The organism is Prevotella ihumii, from assembly GCF_900155655.1.
Lineage (GTDB): Bacteria > Bacteroidota > Bacteroidia > Bacteroidales > Bacteroidaceae > Prevotella > Prevotella ihumii.
Map to the genome: position 1 here is coordinate 999,772 of NZ_LT706987.1, position 15,985 is coordinate 1,015,756.

The 15,985-nt window shown below is 40.2% G+C and carries 11 protein-coding genes; 5 read left to right on the forward strand and 6 right to left on the reverse strand.

Translation table 11 applies throughout. The features are described from left to right. Positions 1-229: 229 nt before the first annotated feature. The 4 genes from CZ367_RS04755 to CZ367_RS04770 form a co-directional block, all read right to left on the reverse strand. Complete coding sequence (locus CZ367_RS04755; RefSeq protein WP_077195835.1) at positions 230-835, reverse strand: transposase; 606 nt, start codon at positions 833-835, stop codon at positions 230-232. 327 nt (positions 836-1,162) lie between these two features. Next, a complete protein-coding gene (gene groL / locus CZ367_RS04760; RefSeq protein ID WP_077195836.1) occupies positions 1,163-2,788 on the reverse strand; it encodes a chaperonin GroEL in 1,626 nt (541 codons plus the stop codon). 54 nt (positions 2,789-2,842) lie between these two features. Then, entirely contained in the window at positions 2,843-3,112 is a 270-nt protein-coding gene (locus CZ367_RS04765) for a co-chaperone GroES (RefSeq protein WP_077195837.1), read from the reverse strand. Between the two features lie 1,055 nt (positions 3,113-4,167). Continuing rightward, positions 4,168-5,448, reverse strand: a complete 1,281-nt coding sequence (locus CZ367_RS04770) for a DUF3078 domain-containing protein (RefSeq protein ID WP_077195838.1) — start codon at positions 5,446-5,448, stop codon at positions 4,168-4,170. Between the two features lie 233 nt (positions 5,449-5,681). Between CZ367_RS04770 and CZ367_RS04775 the strand changes: the two genes are divergently transcribed. The 4 genes from CZ367_RS04775 (at position 5,682) to CZ367_RS04790 (ending at position 13,089) form a co-directional block, all read left to right on the forward strand. Beyond that, positions 5,682-7,289, forward strand: a complete 1,608-nt coding sequence (locus CZ367_RS04775) for a CTP synthase (protein WP_077195839.1) — start codon at positions 5,682-5,684, stop codon at positions 7,287-7,289. Between the two features lie 3 nt (positions 7,290-7,292). Next, entirely contained in the window at positions 7,293-9,215 is a 1,923-nt protein-coding gene (gene yidC, locus CZ367_RS04780) for a membrane protein insertase YidC (protein WP_077195840.1), read from the forward strand. 7 nt (positions 9,216-9,222) lie between these two features. After that, on the forward strand, positions 9,223-11,388 hold the full coding sequence (locus tag CZ367_RS04785) for a dipeptidyl-peptidase Dpp5 (protein WP_077195841.1): 2,166 nt from the start codon (positions 9,223-9,225) through the stop codon (positions 11,386-11,388). A 78-nt stretch (positions 11,389-11,466) separates the two neighbouring features. Further along, the gene (locus CZ367_RS04790) at positions 11,467-13,089 is read left to right on the forward strand and encodes an MFS transporter (RefSeq protein WP_077195842.1); all 1,623 of its coding nucleotides are present in this window, start codon (positions 11,467-11,469) and stop codon (positions 13,087-13,089) included. A gap of 171 nt (positions 13,090-13,260) precedes the next feature. On the opposite strand, the gene CZ367_RS04795 is transcribed toward CZ367_RS04790, so the two are convergent. Next, positions 13,261-13,770: an IS66 family transposase gene (locus CZ367_RS04795; protein ID WP_262500742.1), complete on the reverse strand. Its 510-nt coding sequence runs from the start codon at positions 13,768-13,770 to the stop codon at positions 13,261-13,263. 358 nt (positions 13,771-14,128) lie between these two features. Between CZ367_RS04795 and CZ367_RS04800 the strand changes: the two genes are divergently transcribed. Then, on the forward strand, positions 14,129-14,599 hold the full coding sequence (locus tag CZ367_RS04800; RefSeq protein WP_077195843.1) for an RNA recognition motif domain-containing protein: 471 nt from the start codon (positions 14,129-14,131) through the stop codon (positions 14,597-14,599). 102 nt (positions 14,600-14,701) lie between these two features. Here CZ367_RS04800 and CZ367_RS04805 read toward each other — a convergent pair whose 3' ends face one another. Beyond that, entirely contained in the window at positions 14,702-15,649 is a 948-nt protein-coding gene (locus CZ367_RS04805) for an aldose epimerase family protein (RefSeq protein WP_077195844.1), read from the reverse strand. Between the last annotated feature and the right edge of the window lie 336 nt (positions 15,650-15,985).

Sequence of the window (15,985 nt, forward strand, 5' to 3'; positions counted from 1 at the left end):
CGTATTGAAGAAATCACCCGTTGGCGGGATTATTTTTTAGCTACTATACCAATTGTTACCTTATTCGATAGATAGCGTATTTCTCTTTTATCTTTTTCTATTTTTCCGTTTTACTTCGGATAAGTGTTAAATAGGGTCTGCTAATTTATTTCTTTCATACAACCTTGTGGTGTGGGTAATACAGCCTCCATACTGTCAAAAATGCTCACAATTCTCTTTTGAAAGGTCTTCAAGCCCGATTTTCGAAAATAAGACAAAGAAGTCCCCGTAGGAACTTCATAATGTTCTTAGCGAAGAAGCAAGCTCCTATCCAAGTGTCAGCCGTTTGGTCAAGTTTCGCTCGAATGTCGTTGGCTCGGTAAACTCTCTTGGTTGTTCCAAACGTGCCTTCTATCTCATTTTGCTCGCCGATGGCTCTCTTCTTGTCCTCTGCGTGTGTGACGTTCTCTTCCTTGGGAGGTCTGCCCAGTGGACGGTTGTAGCAATTGATATGGCAGGACTTGATGTGCTTCCTGTTCTCCTTCCCCAGATAGATCTTGTCGGCTTGAATCTCCTTGGGCAACATACCGAAACGCTTTTTGTAGAGTTCCAGCTGCATGCCGAGGTTGGATGATTCGTTATAGGTGTCCCAGCTGACATGGTCCACATAGGTGTAACCGCTCACGATGCTGGCACCATTGTGACTATTCCTCAGACGTTTGTTGTATTCTTTCTCTATTTTACCCCAGGGAAGGTGGTCGGCCAGCTTGACCCAACGGTTGGATTTGCTCAATCCCGAAAGTGACTCCTGAAGTTCAAACAGGTCGTGACTGCGATATTGTGAGCAGTATTTCATCTCGATTCTTGAATGTTTTAACATCCAATGGTAGTCATTTTGGGCGAATTGACCAAATTTTATACAATATAAATAGTTAATTGTCAGATAGTTAAAGTTAATTAGTAGACCCTAAATAAACAAGAAAAAATAAATTATTGAGGTATAAGTATCTTCCTATTCTTTAGATAAACAAAAAAGGCTTACTCCTTTGCTACAAGAGCTAAGGAATAAGCCTATATTTAACCCAAAACGGTCATTAGACCAGTTTGGTTATCTCTTCAATTATTATTGAAACTTATGAGATGTGTTTTTGGTTTATTTTGGGTTTAACTAATTATTAAATCCTTACATCATACCGCCCATACCTGGGTTAGCTGGCATTACAGGGTTTTCTTCAGGTTTGTCAACAACGATACATTCGGTTGTGAGGAACAACCCTGCGATAGAAGCTGCATTCTCCAAAGCTACACGAGCCACCTTAGCTGGGTCGATAACACCTGCTGCACGCAAATCTTCGTATTGGTCGCGACGAGCGTTATAACCGAAGTCGCCTTCGCCTTCATGTACCTTGTTCACAACTACTGCGCCTTCGCCACCTGCATTGGCAATAATCTGGCGAAGAGGTTCTTCGATAGCACGATAAACAATATTGATACCTGTCTGTTCGTCTGCGTTTTCGCCCTTAACATCGCCCAACACAGCTTGTGCACGGATATAGGTAGTACCACCACCTACAACAACGCCTTCTTCGATAGCTGCACGTGTTGCGCAAAGTGCATCGTCCACACGGTCCTTCTTTTCTTTCATCTCTACTTCAGAGTTTGCACCTACATAGAGAACAGCCACACCGCCAGAGAGCTTAGCCAAACGCTCTTGTAACTTCTCTTTATCGTATTGGCTCTTAGTATTAGCTATTTCAGCCTTGATAACAGCTACACGATCAGCAATGCTTTCCTTAGAACCTGCACCATCAACGATGGTTGTGAAATCCTTAGAAACAGTTACTTTCTTAGCTGTACCCAACATTTCGAGGGTAGCCTTATCAAGTGTCAAGCCCTTTTCTTCGCTGATTACAACACCACCTGTCAATACTGCAATATCTTCGAGCATAGCCTTGCGACGGTCGCCAAAGCCAGGAGCCTTAACTGCACAAATCTTCAAGCCACCACGGAGACGGTTTACTACCAATGTGGTCAATGCCTCAGAGTCTACATCTTCCGCGATAACCAACAATGGGCGACCGCTTTCTGCTGCAGGCTGAAGAATTGGGAGGAAGTCCTTAACGTTAGAAATCTTCTTATCGTAGATGAGGATATATGGGTTTTCCATCAATGCTTCCATCTTCTCTGTATCGGTAACAAAGTAGCTTGAGAGATAACCACGGTCAAACTGCATACCTTCAACCACGTCGATTGTGGTATCACGTGTTTTGCTTTCTTCGATAGTAATAACACCATCTTTAGATACTTTGCGCATAGCATCAGCAAGCAACTTACCTATTTCAGGGTCGTTGTTTGCACTTACAGTAGCTACCTGTTCTATCTTATCATAGTTGTCGCCAACGATTTCAGCAGTTTCTTTAATATAGTCTACTATCTTATTGACAGCCTTATCAATACCACGCTTCAAGTCCATAGGATTTGCACCTGCAGCTACATTCTTCAAGCCCTCGTTTACAATAGCTTGTGTAAGGATAGTTGCAGTAGTTGTACCATCACCAGCATCGTCACCAGTCTTGCTTGCAACACTCTTTACAAGCTGTGCGCCTGCATTCTCAAAAGCATCTTCAAGTTCGATTTCCTTAGCTACCGAAACACCGTCCTTAGTAATTTGTGGAGCACCAAACTTCTTGCCGATAACCACATTGCGACCCTTAGGACCGAGTGTTACCTTTACTGCGTTAGCCAACTGGTCTACACCGCTCTTGAGTAACTCACGAGCATCTTTATTGAATTTAATATCTTTTGCCATTTTTCTTTACCTTTTTTATTATGTCAATCTTTTTGTGAACTATGAAGAGATAGCTTATTCTACCACTGCCAATACGTCGCTTTGACGCATCATAAGATACTTTTCGCCATCGTTTTCGATTTCAGTACCAGCATATTTTCCATAGAAAACCTCATCGCCAGCCTTCAAAATCATATCTTCGTCCTTTGTTCCGTTGCCTACGGCTACAACTTTGCCACGCTGTGGCTTTTCTTTTGCTGTGTCAGGAATAATAATTCCACCAACTTTTTGTTCTGCCTCGATAGGGAGGATTAGCACTCTGTCTGCTAAAGGTTTAATTGTCATAATTGTATGTTTTTAAATTTCTGATTTTTCTTATTTAAGATTGCTCCTTAGAGCAGTCAACATAGTTTATACGAAAACTATGCCAAAGCACAATAACTGACATAATGGCACTTTTATATTTGCTAATTTCCGCAATATTGTCAATTTATATTCGACAAGAATAGACTATTGCTTTCCATTTTGTCAGATTGGGCAAATAACGTGCCAAAAACAAATTGTATCATCTAAGATTTAACATTTGAAATAGCGAAATAGGATTGTTTTAGAAGTCCGATATAATAACCTGTTGTTCCATAAATAAAGTTTGGAGAGGTCAAAGTTCAACTTTGGCAATGCCAAACATATATGTTTTATCACCTAAACATTGATGTTTGGCAAAGCTAAAGTTCAACTTTTGCCTTCTGAAATACCACTTAATAGCACTTTTCTTGTTCACATTCTCCTTTTATTCATTCTGTATTTCCGTAATCTAAGCAGTATATTCTTGCACACTTTTTCCTGTTTACTCATTAATCATTATCAATCAGCAGTTTACAATTGCACACCCATTTATACCACTTTTGTGTATCACGCTTCTTTTCAACACATATACAAGAATTATGACCAGTGTATTTAACACTTATCCGCAGTAAAACGGAAAAATAGAAAAAGATAAAAGAGAAATACATTATCTATCGAATAAGGTAACAATTGGTATAGCAGCTAAAAAATAATTCCGCTAACGGATAAGACATAGCGGGCTATGTGACTGCAGATATAGGTAAAATAAAGCCAAAATAATCCAAAAGACATCTCGTAAGTTTCAATAATAATAAAGTAAGCACCTAAACTGGGCTAACGACCGATTTGGGTTTAACAAAAGAACAAGATTAATAAGAAGAGCAGAAAAAAGTAAGCGAGAAAATCATTAGACAATATGTAGGTAACGCAACGGGGTACCTACTAAAAAAAACAACGTGTGTGCCAAAAAAACTAAGAATAGACTTTTTGGCACACACGAGTTTAAGACTTAGAACCAAATTGGTCGTTAGGCTTCTTTGAGATTTGGGTTAAAACTACATTGTATATTGGAAACCGATAGAAGCAAACTCTTTCAACTGCCAATAGCCACGCTTACCATCACGCTTTACACCATCGTCAAAGCGAGGATAAATAAAGATTTGCGCGCCGATATACTTGTTGAATTGAAGTTTGAAAGTATTCTCCCATTCCAATTCAGCACGCTTATAAGTGGTATAGGCATACAAGCGGGTTTTCCAAGTTAAGGCCTCCATTAAGTTCCATTCTAAATCCAAGGTCAATTCAGAACCGAAGTCGTGGCGCACATAGCGTCCTTCCTCTATACCCAAACGCCCTGAAAGGTCTTTCAGACGGGTGTATTTTAGGTTGTAAGCCAATGGCGCAAGGTGCACATTACCCTTCAACTTATGGTTTAACCAATCTACCGAATAATCCATACCGACAGAAAGATTAAGATTGAGCGGTGCGAGGAAGTCAGAATAGAGTTTTGCATCATTCGAACGATACGAATGATAGAACTGTGTATAACCTACAAATTGCACGGTGTAATACCATTTCTTTGTAGCTTGAAGACCAAATTTTGAGGTTAAGCGAATAAGGTCTTCAGTGGTTTTAAAACTATGGAGCGAGTCTGATTTGCTACTCTGCAAACCGAATTTAAGTTCCAATCTGTTGTCCCATTTCACCTTCTGTTTGTTGTTGTAATTCTCTTCCAACAATACCGAACTCAATACAGAATAGTTGCTTTCGCCCCCCTTATACCAGTTGTCCGATACATAACTTTGAAGCAATTGCAATGCAAATTCGCGCTTATGTGTCCAAAAGTTAGGCTTAATCACCATAACATCTACAGGCGTAGCTGAAGTTTCGATAGGAGTTGGGGCAACTTCCTCCACCAAATCCACCTCTTGTTGAATAGGTTTGCTTATCTCTACAGCTGTAGACTGTTGTTGCTGCAAATCCTTATCCGTAGTAACCACTAAGGCTGGTTTTGAGAGATAAATTCCAAGAAGTGTCTTGTCGATTAATTTATGATTAGACAGATTAAACTCTTTATTTATAACATCTTTGTAATACGTTAAGGGTAAGAAGAGTTTAGCTAAATCTATAGGCTTGCTTTTTTGCGCTTTTGCAACTCGTATTTGCCCATCTGCCACACGCATTTTGGCCATTTCTAAAGAGTCGCTATATGCTTTCAAAAAAGCATTATTTTCAACTAAACCCACACTTTTTTGTGTAGTTAAATTCGTATTTTGGGCACTTATAGGAAGTGCCAATCCTAAATAAAAAAATAGTGATAAAAACTTTCGATTCATTACTGCATTTTATATATGCGTACAAACTTACATAAAAAAGTTTGAATGGCGCATAAAAATGCCGAAAAAAGCAAAAATGAGGGCATCTAAACTGAAAGCAGAAAAGTATTTTATACATAATATAAACAAAAAAAGATGATTTCCTCGAACTTTAATAGTTTTTTACTATCTTTGCAGATTGTAATAGTCAGTAGACTTTAAGTAAAGGAAATAAAAATATTAAAATAATCATCGTGACTGAAACAAAGTACATTTTCGTAACTGGCGGTGTGGTTTCTTCCTTAGGCAAGGGCATCATATCATCGTCAATTGGAAAACTTCTTCAAGCAAGAGGTTACAACATCACAATTCAGAAGTTCGACCCCTATATCAACATCGATCCAGGGACACTTAATCCATACGAACACGGAGAGTGTTACGTTACGGTTGACGGTATGGAAACCGACCTTGACTTAGGACACTACGAGCGTTTTACAGGAATTCAGACCACAAAGGCTAATTCGATGACAACGGGACGTATCTACAAAAGTGTTATAGACAAGGAACGCCGTGGCGACTACTTGGGCAAAACTATTCAGGTGGTTCCACACATCACAGATGAGATAAAGCGTAACATTAAGCAGTTGGGGTTGAAGCACAATTACGACTTTGTGATTACTGAAATTGGTGGAACAATTGGTGACATTGAGTCTGCACCATTCTTGGAAGCTATTCGCCAATTGAAATGGGAGTTGGGCAAGAAGGCTATCAACTTGCACCTCACATACGTTCCTTATCTTAATGCTGCTGGCGAATTGAAAACTAAGCCTACACAGCACAGTGTAAAGGAATTGCAAAGTGTAGGTATTCAGCCTGATATTCTTGTGATGCGAACCGAGAAGCATTTGGGCGAAGATATTCGCAAAAAGGTGGCAGCATTCTGTAATGTAGATTTAGACTGCGTTGTACAGAGCGAAGATCTTCCAAGTATCTACGAAGTGCCTATCAATATGCAGCAACAAGGACTTGATGCTGCTATTCTTCGCAAGTGTGGAGAGGAAGTGAAACCTACTCCAGAATTGGGACCTTGGAAAGAATTTTTGGATAGACGCAATCGTGCAACTGAAGAAGTTAATATCGGTTTGGTGGGTAAATACGACTTGCAAGATGCGTATAAAAGTATTCGCGAAAGCCTCTCGCAAGCAGGAACATACAACGACCATAAAACAGTAATTCACTTCGTCAACTCTGAAGAACTCACCAAAGATAATGTAGAGGAGAAGTTGGAAGGATTGGACGGTGTAATGATTTGCCCAGGTTTTGGCCAACGTGGTATCGAAGGAAAGATTGTTGCAGCACATTATACACGTACTCACGATATTCCAACTTTCGGCATTTGCTTGGGTATGCAGATGATAGTTACCGAATTTGCACGTAATGTCTTAGGTTATGCTGATGCCAATTCGCGCGAGTTTGACGAAAAGACTCCTCATAATGTTATTGACATTATGGAAGAGCAAAAGAACATTACCAATATGGGAGGTACGATGCGTTTAGGAGCATACGAATGTGTAATCCGCCAAAACTCTCGTGCTTGTAACATCTACAAGCAAGAATATATTCAAGAAAGACACCGCCATAGATACGAATTCAATAACGATTACGAAAAAGAATTCGAACGCAATGGTATGTTGTGTGTGGGTAGAAACCCTGAAAGCGACTTGGTAGAAATAGTAGAAATACCATCATTGAAATGGTATATTGGTACACAATTCCACCCTGAATATCAGTCTACGGTATTGAAACCACACCCTCTCTTCCTTGATTTCATTAAGACAGCTATCGAAAATAAGAAAAAATAAGAAATGGACAAAAATACTATTATCGGTTTTGTTCTCATCGCTGCCGTATTATTTGGCTTTGCGTGGTGGCAACAACCATCTGAAGAACAAATTAAACAACAGCGTATAGAATTTGTAAAAGACTCTATCGCTAATGCAAAAAAGATAGCTGCACAAAAGAATAAGGCGGCACAAGCTGCACAGCAAAATGCTATGGCTTCGGCTGATAGCTCTGCCCTATTCTATTCTGCATTGAAAGGTACAGCACAAGATATTGTGTTGAAGAATGACAAGGTGGAACTCACACTCAATACTAAGGGTGGTGTGGTGAAGCAAGCTGTGATTAAAAACTACGTTGGACACGACGTTACTTCAAAGAAAGATAGAAGTAAGGACAAGAAGGATGTAACCTTATTTACAGGTGAAGACCAAAACTTGAACTTTATGTTGGCAACTAAGACTGACAACATTGAGACAAAAGACCTTTATTTCACTCCAAGTAACGTTACCGACTCTACAGTTACATTGACTGCTACAGCAACTAATGGCAAAACACTTACACTAAATTACACCTTAGGCAAGTCGTATATGCTACGTCTTAGCTTGCAGGCAAATGGTATGAATGGTATATTCAAACCGGGCGAAAACCAATTGTTGGTAAATTGGCAAGAGAAGTGTAAGCAACAAGAATTGGGCTATACGTTTGAAAATCGTTATGCTACCTTAACTTATAAGAATAGCGAAGGAAGCACCGACTATCTAAGCGAAACAGCTGAAAAAGAGGAAACAATGGAAGAAGCATTGGATTGGATTGCATTCAAAAACCAATTCTTCTCTGCTGTAATGATTTCTAAAGATGGCTTTGCAACGGGTGCAAAACTCAAGAGCACACCACTTCAAAAGGAATCACATTACCTCAAACAATACAATGCAAACCTTGCTACAACATTCGACCCTTCAGGTGCTAAGGTTTCTGAGTTTGAATTTTTCTTTGGACCTAACGACTTCCGTCTCCTTAAAAGCATTGAGGAAGAAAGTAAGTTTGGCAAAGAACTTGAAATGCAACGTTTGGTTTACTTAGGTTGGCCATTGTTCCGTATCATCAACAGATGGTTTACAATCTATGTTTTCGACTGGTTGAGCAAGATTTTCCCAATGGGTGTTGTACTCATCTTGATTACAATGCTTTTGAAGTTTATCACCTATCCTATGGTGAAGAAAAGCTATATGAGCTCGGCTAAAATGCGTGTTTTAAAACCAAAACTCGATGAAGCTACAAAGCAATACAATAAGCCTGAAGACCAGATGCAAAAGCAACAAGCAATGATGCAGATGTACTCTGAATATGGTGTAAGTCCACTTTCAGGTTGTTTGCCTATGCTTATTCAGATGCCTATTTGGATTGCTATGTTCAACTTTGTTCCAAACGCAATCCAGCTTCGTGGCGAAAGTTTCCTTTGGATGGACGACCTTAGCACATACGACCCTATCATCTCGTGGGGTTCTAACTTGTGGCTTATTGGTGACCATATCTCATTGACTTGTATCTTATTCTGCTCTGCTAATATCTTGTACTCTTGGTTTACAATGCAGCAACAGAAAGACCAAATGGTGGGACAACAGGCTGAACAAATGAAGATGATGCAATGGATGATGTACTTGATGCCATTGATGTTCTTCTTTATGTTCAACGACTATTCATCAGGATTGAATTTCTATTACTTCGTTTCTCTATTCTTCTCAGCAGCAATTATGTGGGGCTTGCGTAAGACAACCAATGACAAGAAATTGCTTGCTATACTTGAGGCACGCCGTGAGGAGAATAAAAAGAATCCTAAGAAACAAGGCGGATTGGCTGCACGTATGCAGGCACTTCAGCAAATGCAGCAACAGCAGATGGAAGAAAACCGTCGCAGACAGGAAGAACTAAACCGTAAAAAACAATAAAATAACAATGAACAAAAGCATCTCATTAGCAATTGCCGCAACATTAGCAATGAATAGCGGCGTTGTATCAGCACAGGAAGTGAATATTGGCAAGAGCAAAATGACGCTCAAAAGCGATATTATGACCCCTGAAGTTTTGTGGGAAATGGGACGTGTGGGAAGCGCAACAGCTTCTCCCGATGGTAGCAAAATTGTTTACCAAGTGGGCTATTACAGCGTAAAAGAAAATAGAGGACACCAAGTTCTTTATATTATGGACGCTAATGGCAAGAACGTTCGTCAACTCACAACATCTGCAAAGAGCGAAACAAGTGCAACTTGGCTCGACAATAACACCATTGCCTACCTTTCTGAAGGTCAAGTATGGACAATGAACACTGCAGGTGCAGACCGTAAAAAGCTATCTAATTCGGAAATAGAAATCGAAGGCTTCCTCTTCTCACCTAACAAGCAACAAGTTCTTCTTATAAAGAGCTTACCTTACTACGGCACAATAAAGAAGAACCCAGACGACCTCCCAAAGACAACAGGTATCTTAGCAACAGATATGAATTATCGCCATTGGGATCACTATGTGCAGTCTATTGCTCACCCATTCTTGGCTGATGTAAACAATGGCACAATCTCTGAAGGCTATGACATCATTGATGGCGAACCATTTGAAAGTCCTTTAGCACCATTTGGTGGTATCGAACAATTTGCTTGGAGCAATGATTCAAAGTCTATCGCTTATACTTGTCGCAAAAAAGAAGGTGTAGATTATGCCACATCAACCGATGCCGACATCTACCTTTATAATATAGCAACAAAAGAATCTGTAAACTTATGCAAGCCAAAAGGTTATGTTGCGCCTCAGAAAGATTTAACCAAGAGCCTTCGCCATCAAGCTGTAAATAGTCAAGCAGGCGATTTGAATGTTGGTTACGATGTCAATCCAAGCTTCTCTCCTGATGGAAAATACATCTCTTGGCAAAGTATGAAGCACGATGGATACGAAAGCGACCGCAATCGCCTTTGTGTTTACGAGCTTGCAACTGGTAAAAAGACTTACGTAACTGAATCTTTCGACTCTAATGTAGAAGGCTATGTTTGGGCAGCGAACTCTAAAGACCTTTACTTTATCGGTCCTTGGCACGCTACTACTAATGTTTATCAAACCAATTTAAAAGGTGAAGTAAAACAATTGACCGATGGTAAGCACGACTACGTAAGTATTTCTTTACTTGGAGATAATGGTAAAAAGCTCTTGGGTATGCGTCAATGTCACGCACAACCTTCTGAAATCTATGCTATCACTCCATCTAAAAAAGAAAAGCAAAGCGAACAAGTGCAGTTGAGCTTTGAGAATAAAGACATTCTCGACCAATTGGCAATGGGCAATAGCGAAGCACGTTGGACTAAGACTACCGATGGCAAAGACCTTTTGTATTGGGTAATCACTCCTCCTCACTTCGACCCAAATAAGAAATATCCTACCTTATTATATTGTCAAGGTGGTCCACAAAGCCCTGTTTCACAATTTTGGAGCGTTCGTTGGAACTTCCAAATGATGGCAGCAAATGGTTATGTTGTCATTGCTCCTAATCGTCGTGGCGTTCCTGGTTTCGGTAGCGAATGGAACGAAGCTATCAGTCAGGACTGGGCAGGTCAATGTATGAAAGACTACCTTTCGGCTATTGACGATGCAGCGAATAACATTCCATTCGTAGACAAAGACCGTCTCGGTGCAGTAGGCGCATCTTTCGGTGGCTTCTCTGTATATTGGTTGGCTGCTAATCACAACAAACGCTTCAAGGCGTTCATCGCTCACGATGGTGCATTCAATCTCGAAAGTATGTACACCGATACAGAAGAGGCTTGGTTTAGCAACTGGGAATACGATGATGCTTATTGGAACAAAGACCAAACTCCACAGGCACAACGCACATACGCAAACAGTCCACACAAGATGGTAGACAAATGGGACACCCCAATTCTCTGTATCCACGGAGAAAAGGACTACCGCATCAACGCTAACCAAGGTATGGGCGCATTCAATGCTGCACGCCTTCGTGGTATTCCTGCAGAGTTGTTGCTCTTCCCTGACGAAAATCACTGGGTATTGAAACCACAGAATGGTATCCTTTGGCAGCGCACTTTCTTTAATTGGCTCGACCGTTGGTTGAAGAAGTAATAATCTAATCCCTTGCTTGATAGCACATTCTGTGCTATCAAGCAAGACAAAAAGAAACATTAATCAATAAATTATATTATGACAGACCAAATTCAAAAAACCCTTAGAGACTCGGCTGGCGCACGTTGGACAGCCCTCCTACTCTTGTCTCTTGCAATGTTCTGTTCTTACATCTTTGTGGACATCCTCTCTCCTATCAAGGACTTGATGCTCTCACAACGTGGTTGGGACTCAACAGCATTCGGAACAATGCAAAGTTCTGAAACTTTCCTCAACGTGTTCGTATTCTTCCTCATCTTTGCAGGTATCATTCTCGACAAGATGGGTGTACGTTTCACAGCCCTTCTTTCAGGTGCTGTAATGCTCACAGGCGCATGTATCAAGTACTACGCAATTAGCGAAGGCTTTAAAGGTAGTGGACTCGAAGCTTGGTTTACTGAAAACTTGAACCACATTCCATTGTTCGAACAGCTTGGTGTATCTCCTTTCTATGAAGGTATGCCTGCATCAGCTAAGCTTTCAGCCGTAGGTTTTATGCTCTTCGGTTGTGGTACCGAAATGGCTGGTATTATGGTCTCTCGTGGTATCGTAAAATGGTTTAAGGGCAAGGAAATGGCACTCGCTATGGGTTCAGAGATGGCTCTCGCACGCTTGGGTGTTGCTACTTGTATGATATTCTCACCATTCTTTGCAAAGTTGGGTGGCAATGTAGACGTTTCTCGCTCAGTAGCTTTCGGTGTTGTACTTATCTGTATTGCTGTAATGATGTTCGTAGCTTACTTCTTTATGGACAAGAAGCTTGACTCACAAACAGGTGAAGCAGAAGAACAAGAAGACCCATTCAAGCTCAGCGACCTTGGTCAAATTCTCAGCAGTATGGGTTTCTGGCTCGTATCTTTGCTTTGCGTGCTTTACTACTCTGCAATTTTCCCATTCCAAAAGTACGCTGTAAATATGTTGCAGTGTAACTTAACCTTCGAGACACTTCCTGAAGGTTCATTCTGGAGCTCAACCCAAGTTACTATTGTTCAATACTGTGTGATGTTGGTTGTTGCTGCAACAGCATTTATGTTCAACTTTATGAAGAACAAGAGTGTAAAGTACACCGTACTCTGCATCTCTATCGCATCACTCATTGGCTATTGCTATATGGGCTATATGCGTCAGTCAGCAGAGTCTATCTTTGCTGTATTCCCATTGCTCGCAGTAGGTATCACACCAATCCTTGGTAGCTATGTAGACCACAAGGGTAAGGCAGCTACTATGCTTATTCTCGGTGCGTTATTGCTCATTAGCTGTCACCTCACCTTCGCATTTGTTCTTCCTATGTTCAGGGGCAACGCTATTGGTGGTGTTGTAGTAGCTTACTTGACAATCCTCGTACTCGGTGCTTCTTTCTCACTTGTTCCAGCTTCATTGTGGCCAAGTGTGCCAAAGCTTGTCGATCCAAAGATTATTGGTTCAGCATACGCACTCATTTTCTGGATTCAGAACATTGGTCTTTGGTTGTTCCCATTGCTTATCGGTAAGGTTTTGGACAACTCAAATGTAGGTATCACCGACCCTACAAAGTACGACTACACCAACCCACTCCTTATGTTGGCAGGTCTTGGTGTTGCAGCTTTGGTTATCGGTCTTATCCTCAAGGCTGTTGATAAGAAGAAAGGTCTTGGTTTGGAATTGCCAAACATCACAGAATAATCTTTTTAAAACTATTTATAAAGAGCTGGAATTTTCTAATTTCAGCTCTTTTTTATTCCTTTTAGAGCAAATACCTTAAAGTTTGCGTTTTATTCGTAAGCATCCAATATTAGCCGACTTTCACACCAACAAATAACCCTTATATGTCTGGCAGCATATAAGGGTTATTTGTTATTTGAAGTTTGAAGGTAGCATTTTCGTGAGTTCCTCCTCCGTCATGTCGGGCAGGGGTCTTGAAAGAACTTCCTTCATCCATTTGTATGGCTCTATGTCTGCTTCCCTGCAACACGCCACGAAGGTATAGAAGATGGCGTTGTTCTCCGCTCCCTCATTGTTACCACAGAACAGGTAGTTCTTTCTTCCAAGCGTGATGGGTCTGATGGCCTGTTCCATAAGGTTGTTGTCTATGTTGAAGCGTCCGTCCTGCACATATCTGCCAATGCGTATCCATACGGCGAAGGCATAACGCAGTGCCTTCTCCATAGCTTCGCCTGGGGTGTACTGTTTGTGTACATCCAACATATAGGTCTCCAAATACTTAAGAATAGGGTAAGCTTTAGCCTTTCGTTCTGTCTCCACTTCCTCGGGTGGTGCTTTCTTGTGTTTGAGGTTTTCCTCCAACTCATAAAGCGTGGCTATCGTTTCGATGATATGGGCGGCGTTCTTATCGTCAGCCGCCANTTATTCCAACAATATTGATAATATGTTGATAAATAAGTTGGTTTATCAAAAATAATGCTTACCTTTGCCGCCATAGAAATTTGATGTTTTGTATTGACTCTAATAACAATGCTTTTTCTTCTTTTATAAAGCAGATTTATCATCGTAATGATTCACTCAAAATAAAGTTTCTGATATTCTTGTCTTATCAATGATGAGGATATATTTAGTGAAACGATGATAAAACGACTTAAAGAGATGTTTTGAACAATAATGTTTTTCTCAGTAGTATCAACCTTTATTCATCTTTTACCTCCTTTTTACAGAAGGATACCCCACAACAGTATTTATTTAAGTTTTAATTTTAAACGCAAAAAAAATGAACATTTATGTTTCAAACATCAACTTCCGTACAGAGGAAGCAAGTCTAAATCAATTATTCGCTAACTACGGAGAAGTAAATTCAACACGTATCATTACTGACCGTGAAACAGGTCGATCTCGTGGCTTTGGCTTTGTAGAAATGCTCAATGATGAAGAAGGTCAAGCAGCTATTGACGCACTAAATGGTAAAGAATTTGAAGAGAAAGAACTTAACATTAGCGTTGCACGTCCAAGAGAAGAACACAACAACAATCGTGGTGGTTACCAAAGCCGTGGCGGATACAACCGTGGTGGTGGCTATAATCGCAATAACGACCGCGGGGGTTACAATCGTGGCGGGGGTTACAACCGCAACAACGATCGCTATAACGACCGTGGTGGGTACCAAACCCGAGGTGGATACGATCGTAATGAATACCGCAACAGCCGATATAGCAACGATTTCGAAGGTTTCGACAATAACTAATTGTTAAGGTCTAAAGCAATATAAAAAAGGAGAATAAGCTTGAAATATCAGTAGCTTATTCTCCTTTTTCTTTTAGTTTTTCCAAGCATTTCCAACCTATGCTTACTTCTGCTTCTTCATTATCAATGGTGGGTCGGTAGTCAACAAAAATACTGTTGCAGCGTGGAATACTTGTCCTGGCACAAGTATATCTTTCACCATATTATTCTTGTCGTCAAGTCCCGAATGTATAGGTTGGAACGACACTCCCGTACTCTCCTTTCCATAGGTATTCACTTTGAGAGTAGGTTCGTAGGTGTAAACCGTAAGTGCTCTACCGCTTTGCGCATCAAAAAGTATTGCAGCAGGTTTTTGCACTATTGTAGGGTGACGCAGTTGGTAAAAATGGTTATATCCTGATGGCAATTGCTTAATACGTGCCCCTATCTCGTGTGGCTGTAAGAAGCAAAGCGGAGTATTTTTAGCACTTTGCACTTTGCAACTATGTTCGCTTTTATTATCAAACGTATTCACACGATACGAATCTATCCATAAATGCTGTTTCAAAATAGACTTATATTCATCGCCCGACAAGTTGAATACAATACCATTAGTCAGTTTGTAAGTAGTAGGACAAGTAGACGATATGCGATAATCAATATCCAACGCATTTTGGTCTGTCAATGTATAAACTACCATAAAATTCATTTTCCCTTCAAACTCCTTGCTTTCTTTTTCAGTTACATATCTGAACGAAACCGACTGATTGTCAGCCGAAACCACTTCCCAAGTTTTATCTGCCAATGAGTTTCTCAATTCGCCACCTACATTTACAAGCGTTGCGCCCAAGTATAGATTGCTTTTATACGCATCTATATTGCTATACCCCTTCACTATGGGTTCTAATCTGCCATTCCAATTGTAGGCTTCAAGCGAGACGAGACGTGCCCCATAATTGGTTACAACGGCTTTCATTCCTGAATTGTTGTGGAGCGTATATTGCTTTATATCTTGCGCATTGGCTGTCAAAACCAACAACAAAGATAAAATAGTTAGCCCGTAGTATTTCATTCTTTTTGTTTTTAGGTTCATTATATGCAAATATACAAAAAATATTGTAAAAATCTATTTATTCGTAAAAAACTTTTCCTCATTGCGCTTTTATTAAGTATTCATACAATGCTAAGAACATTATTATGAGCCAATGGTAGTTCACAAAAAGAACAAAAAAAGAAGCAGCCATACACATCGTATAACACAAATATAACCAACTGAAACACAAATACTTACAAATGCTTTCCAAAACATATATGTTTTACCCACCCAAACATATATGTATTACCTTGTCAAAGTTAAACTTTGGCGCTGTCAAACATATATGTTTTACTGCTAAAACATTAATGGTTC

Excerpts from the sequence above, each read along its gene's own strand:
- CZ367_RS04755 (WP_077195835.1), bottom strand. The coding sequence starts at position 835 with ATGAAATACTGCTCACAATATCGCAGTCACGACCTGTTTGAACTTCAG.
- groL (WP_077195836.1), bottom strand. The coding sequence starts at position 2,788 with ATGGCAAAAGATATTAAATTCAATAAAGATGCTCGTGAGTTACTCAAG.
- CZ367_RS04765 (WP_077195837.1), bottom strand. The coding sequence starts at position 3,112 with ATGACAATTAAACCTTTAGCAGACAGAGTGCTAATCCTCCCTATCGAG.
- CZ367_RS04770 (WP_077195838.1), bottom strand. The coding sequence starts at position 5,448 with ATGAATCGAAAGTTTTTATCACTATTTTTTTATTTAGGATTGGCACTT.
- yidC (WP_077195840.1), top strand. The coding sequence starts at position 7,293 with ATGGACAAAAATACTATTATCGGTTTTGTTCTCATCGCTGCCGTATTA.
- CZ367_RS04785 (WP_077195841.1), top strand. The coding sequence starts at position 9,223 with ATGAACAAAAGCATCTCATTAGCAATTGCCGCAACATTAGCAATGAAT.
- CZ367_RS04790 (WP_077195842.1), top strand. The coding sequence starts at position 11,467 with ATGACAGACCAAATTCAAAAAACCCTTAGAGACTCGGCTGGCGCACGT.
- CZ367_RS04800 (WP_077195843.1), top strand. The coding sequence starts at position 14,129 with ATGAACATTTATGTTTCAAACATCAACTTCCGTACAGAGGAAGCAAGT.
- CZ367_RS04805 (WP_077195844.1), bottom strand. The coding sequence starts at position 15,649 with ATGAAATACTACGGGCTAACTATTTTATCTTTGTTGTTGGTTTTGACA.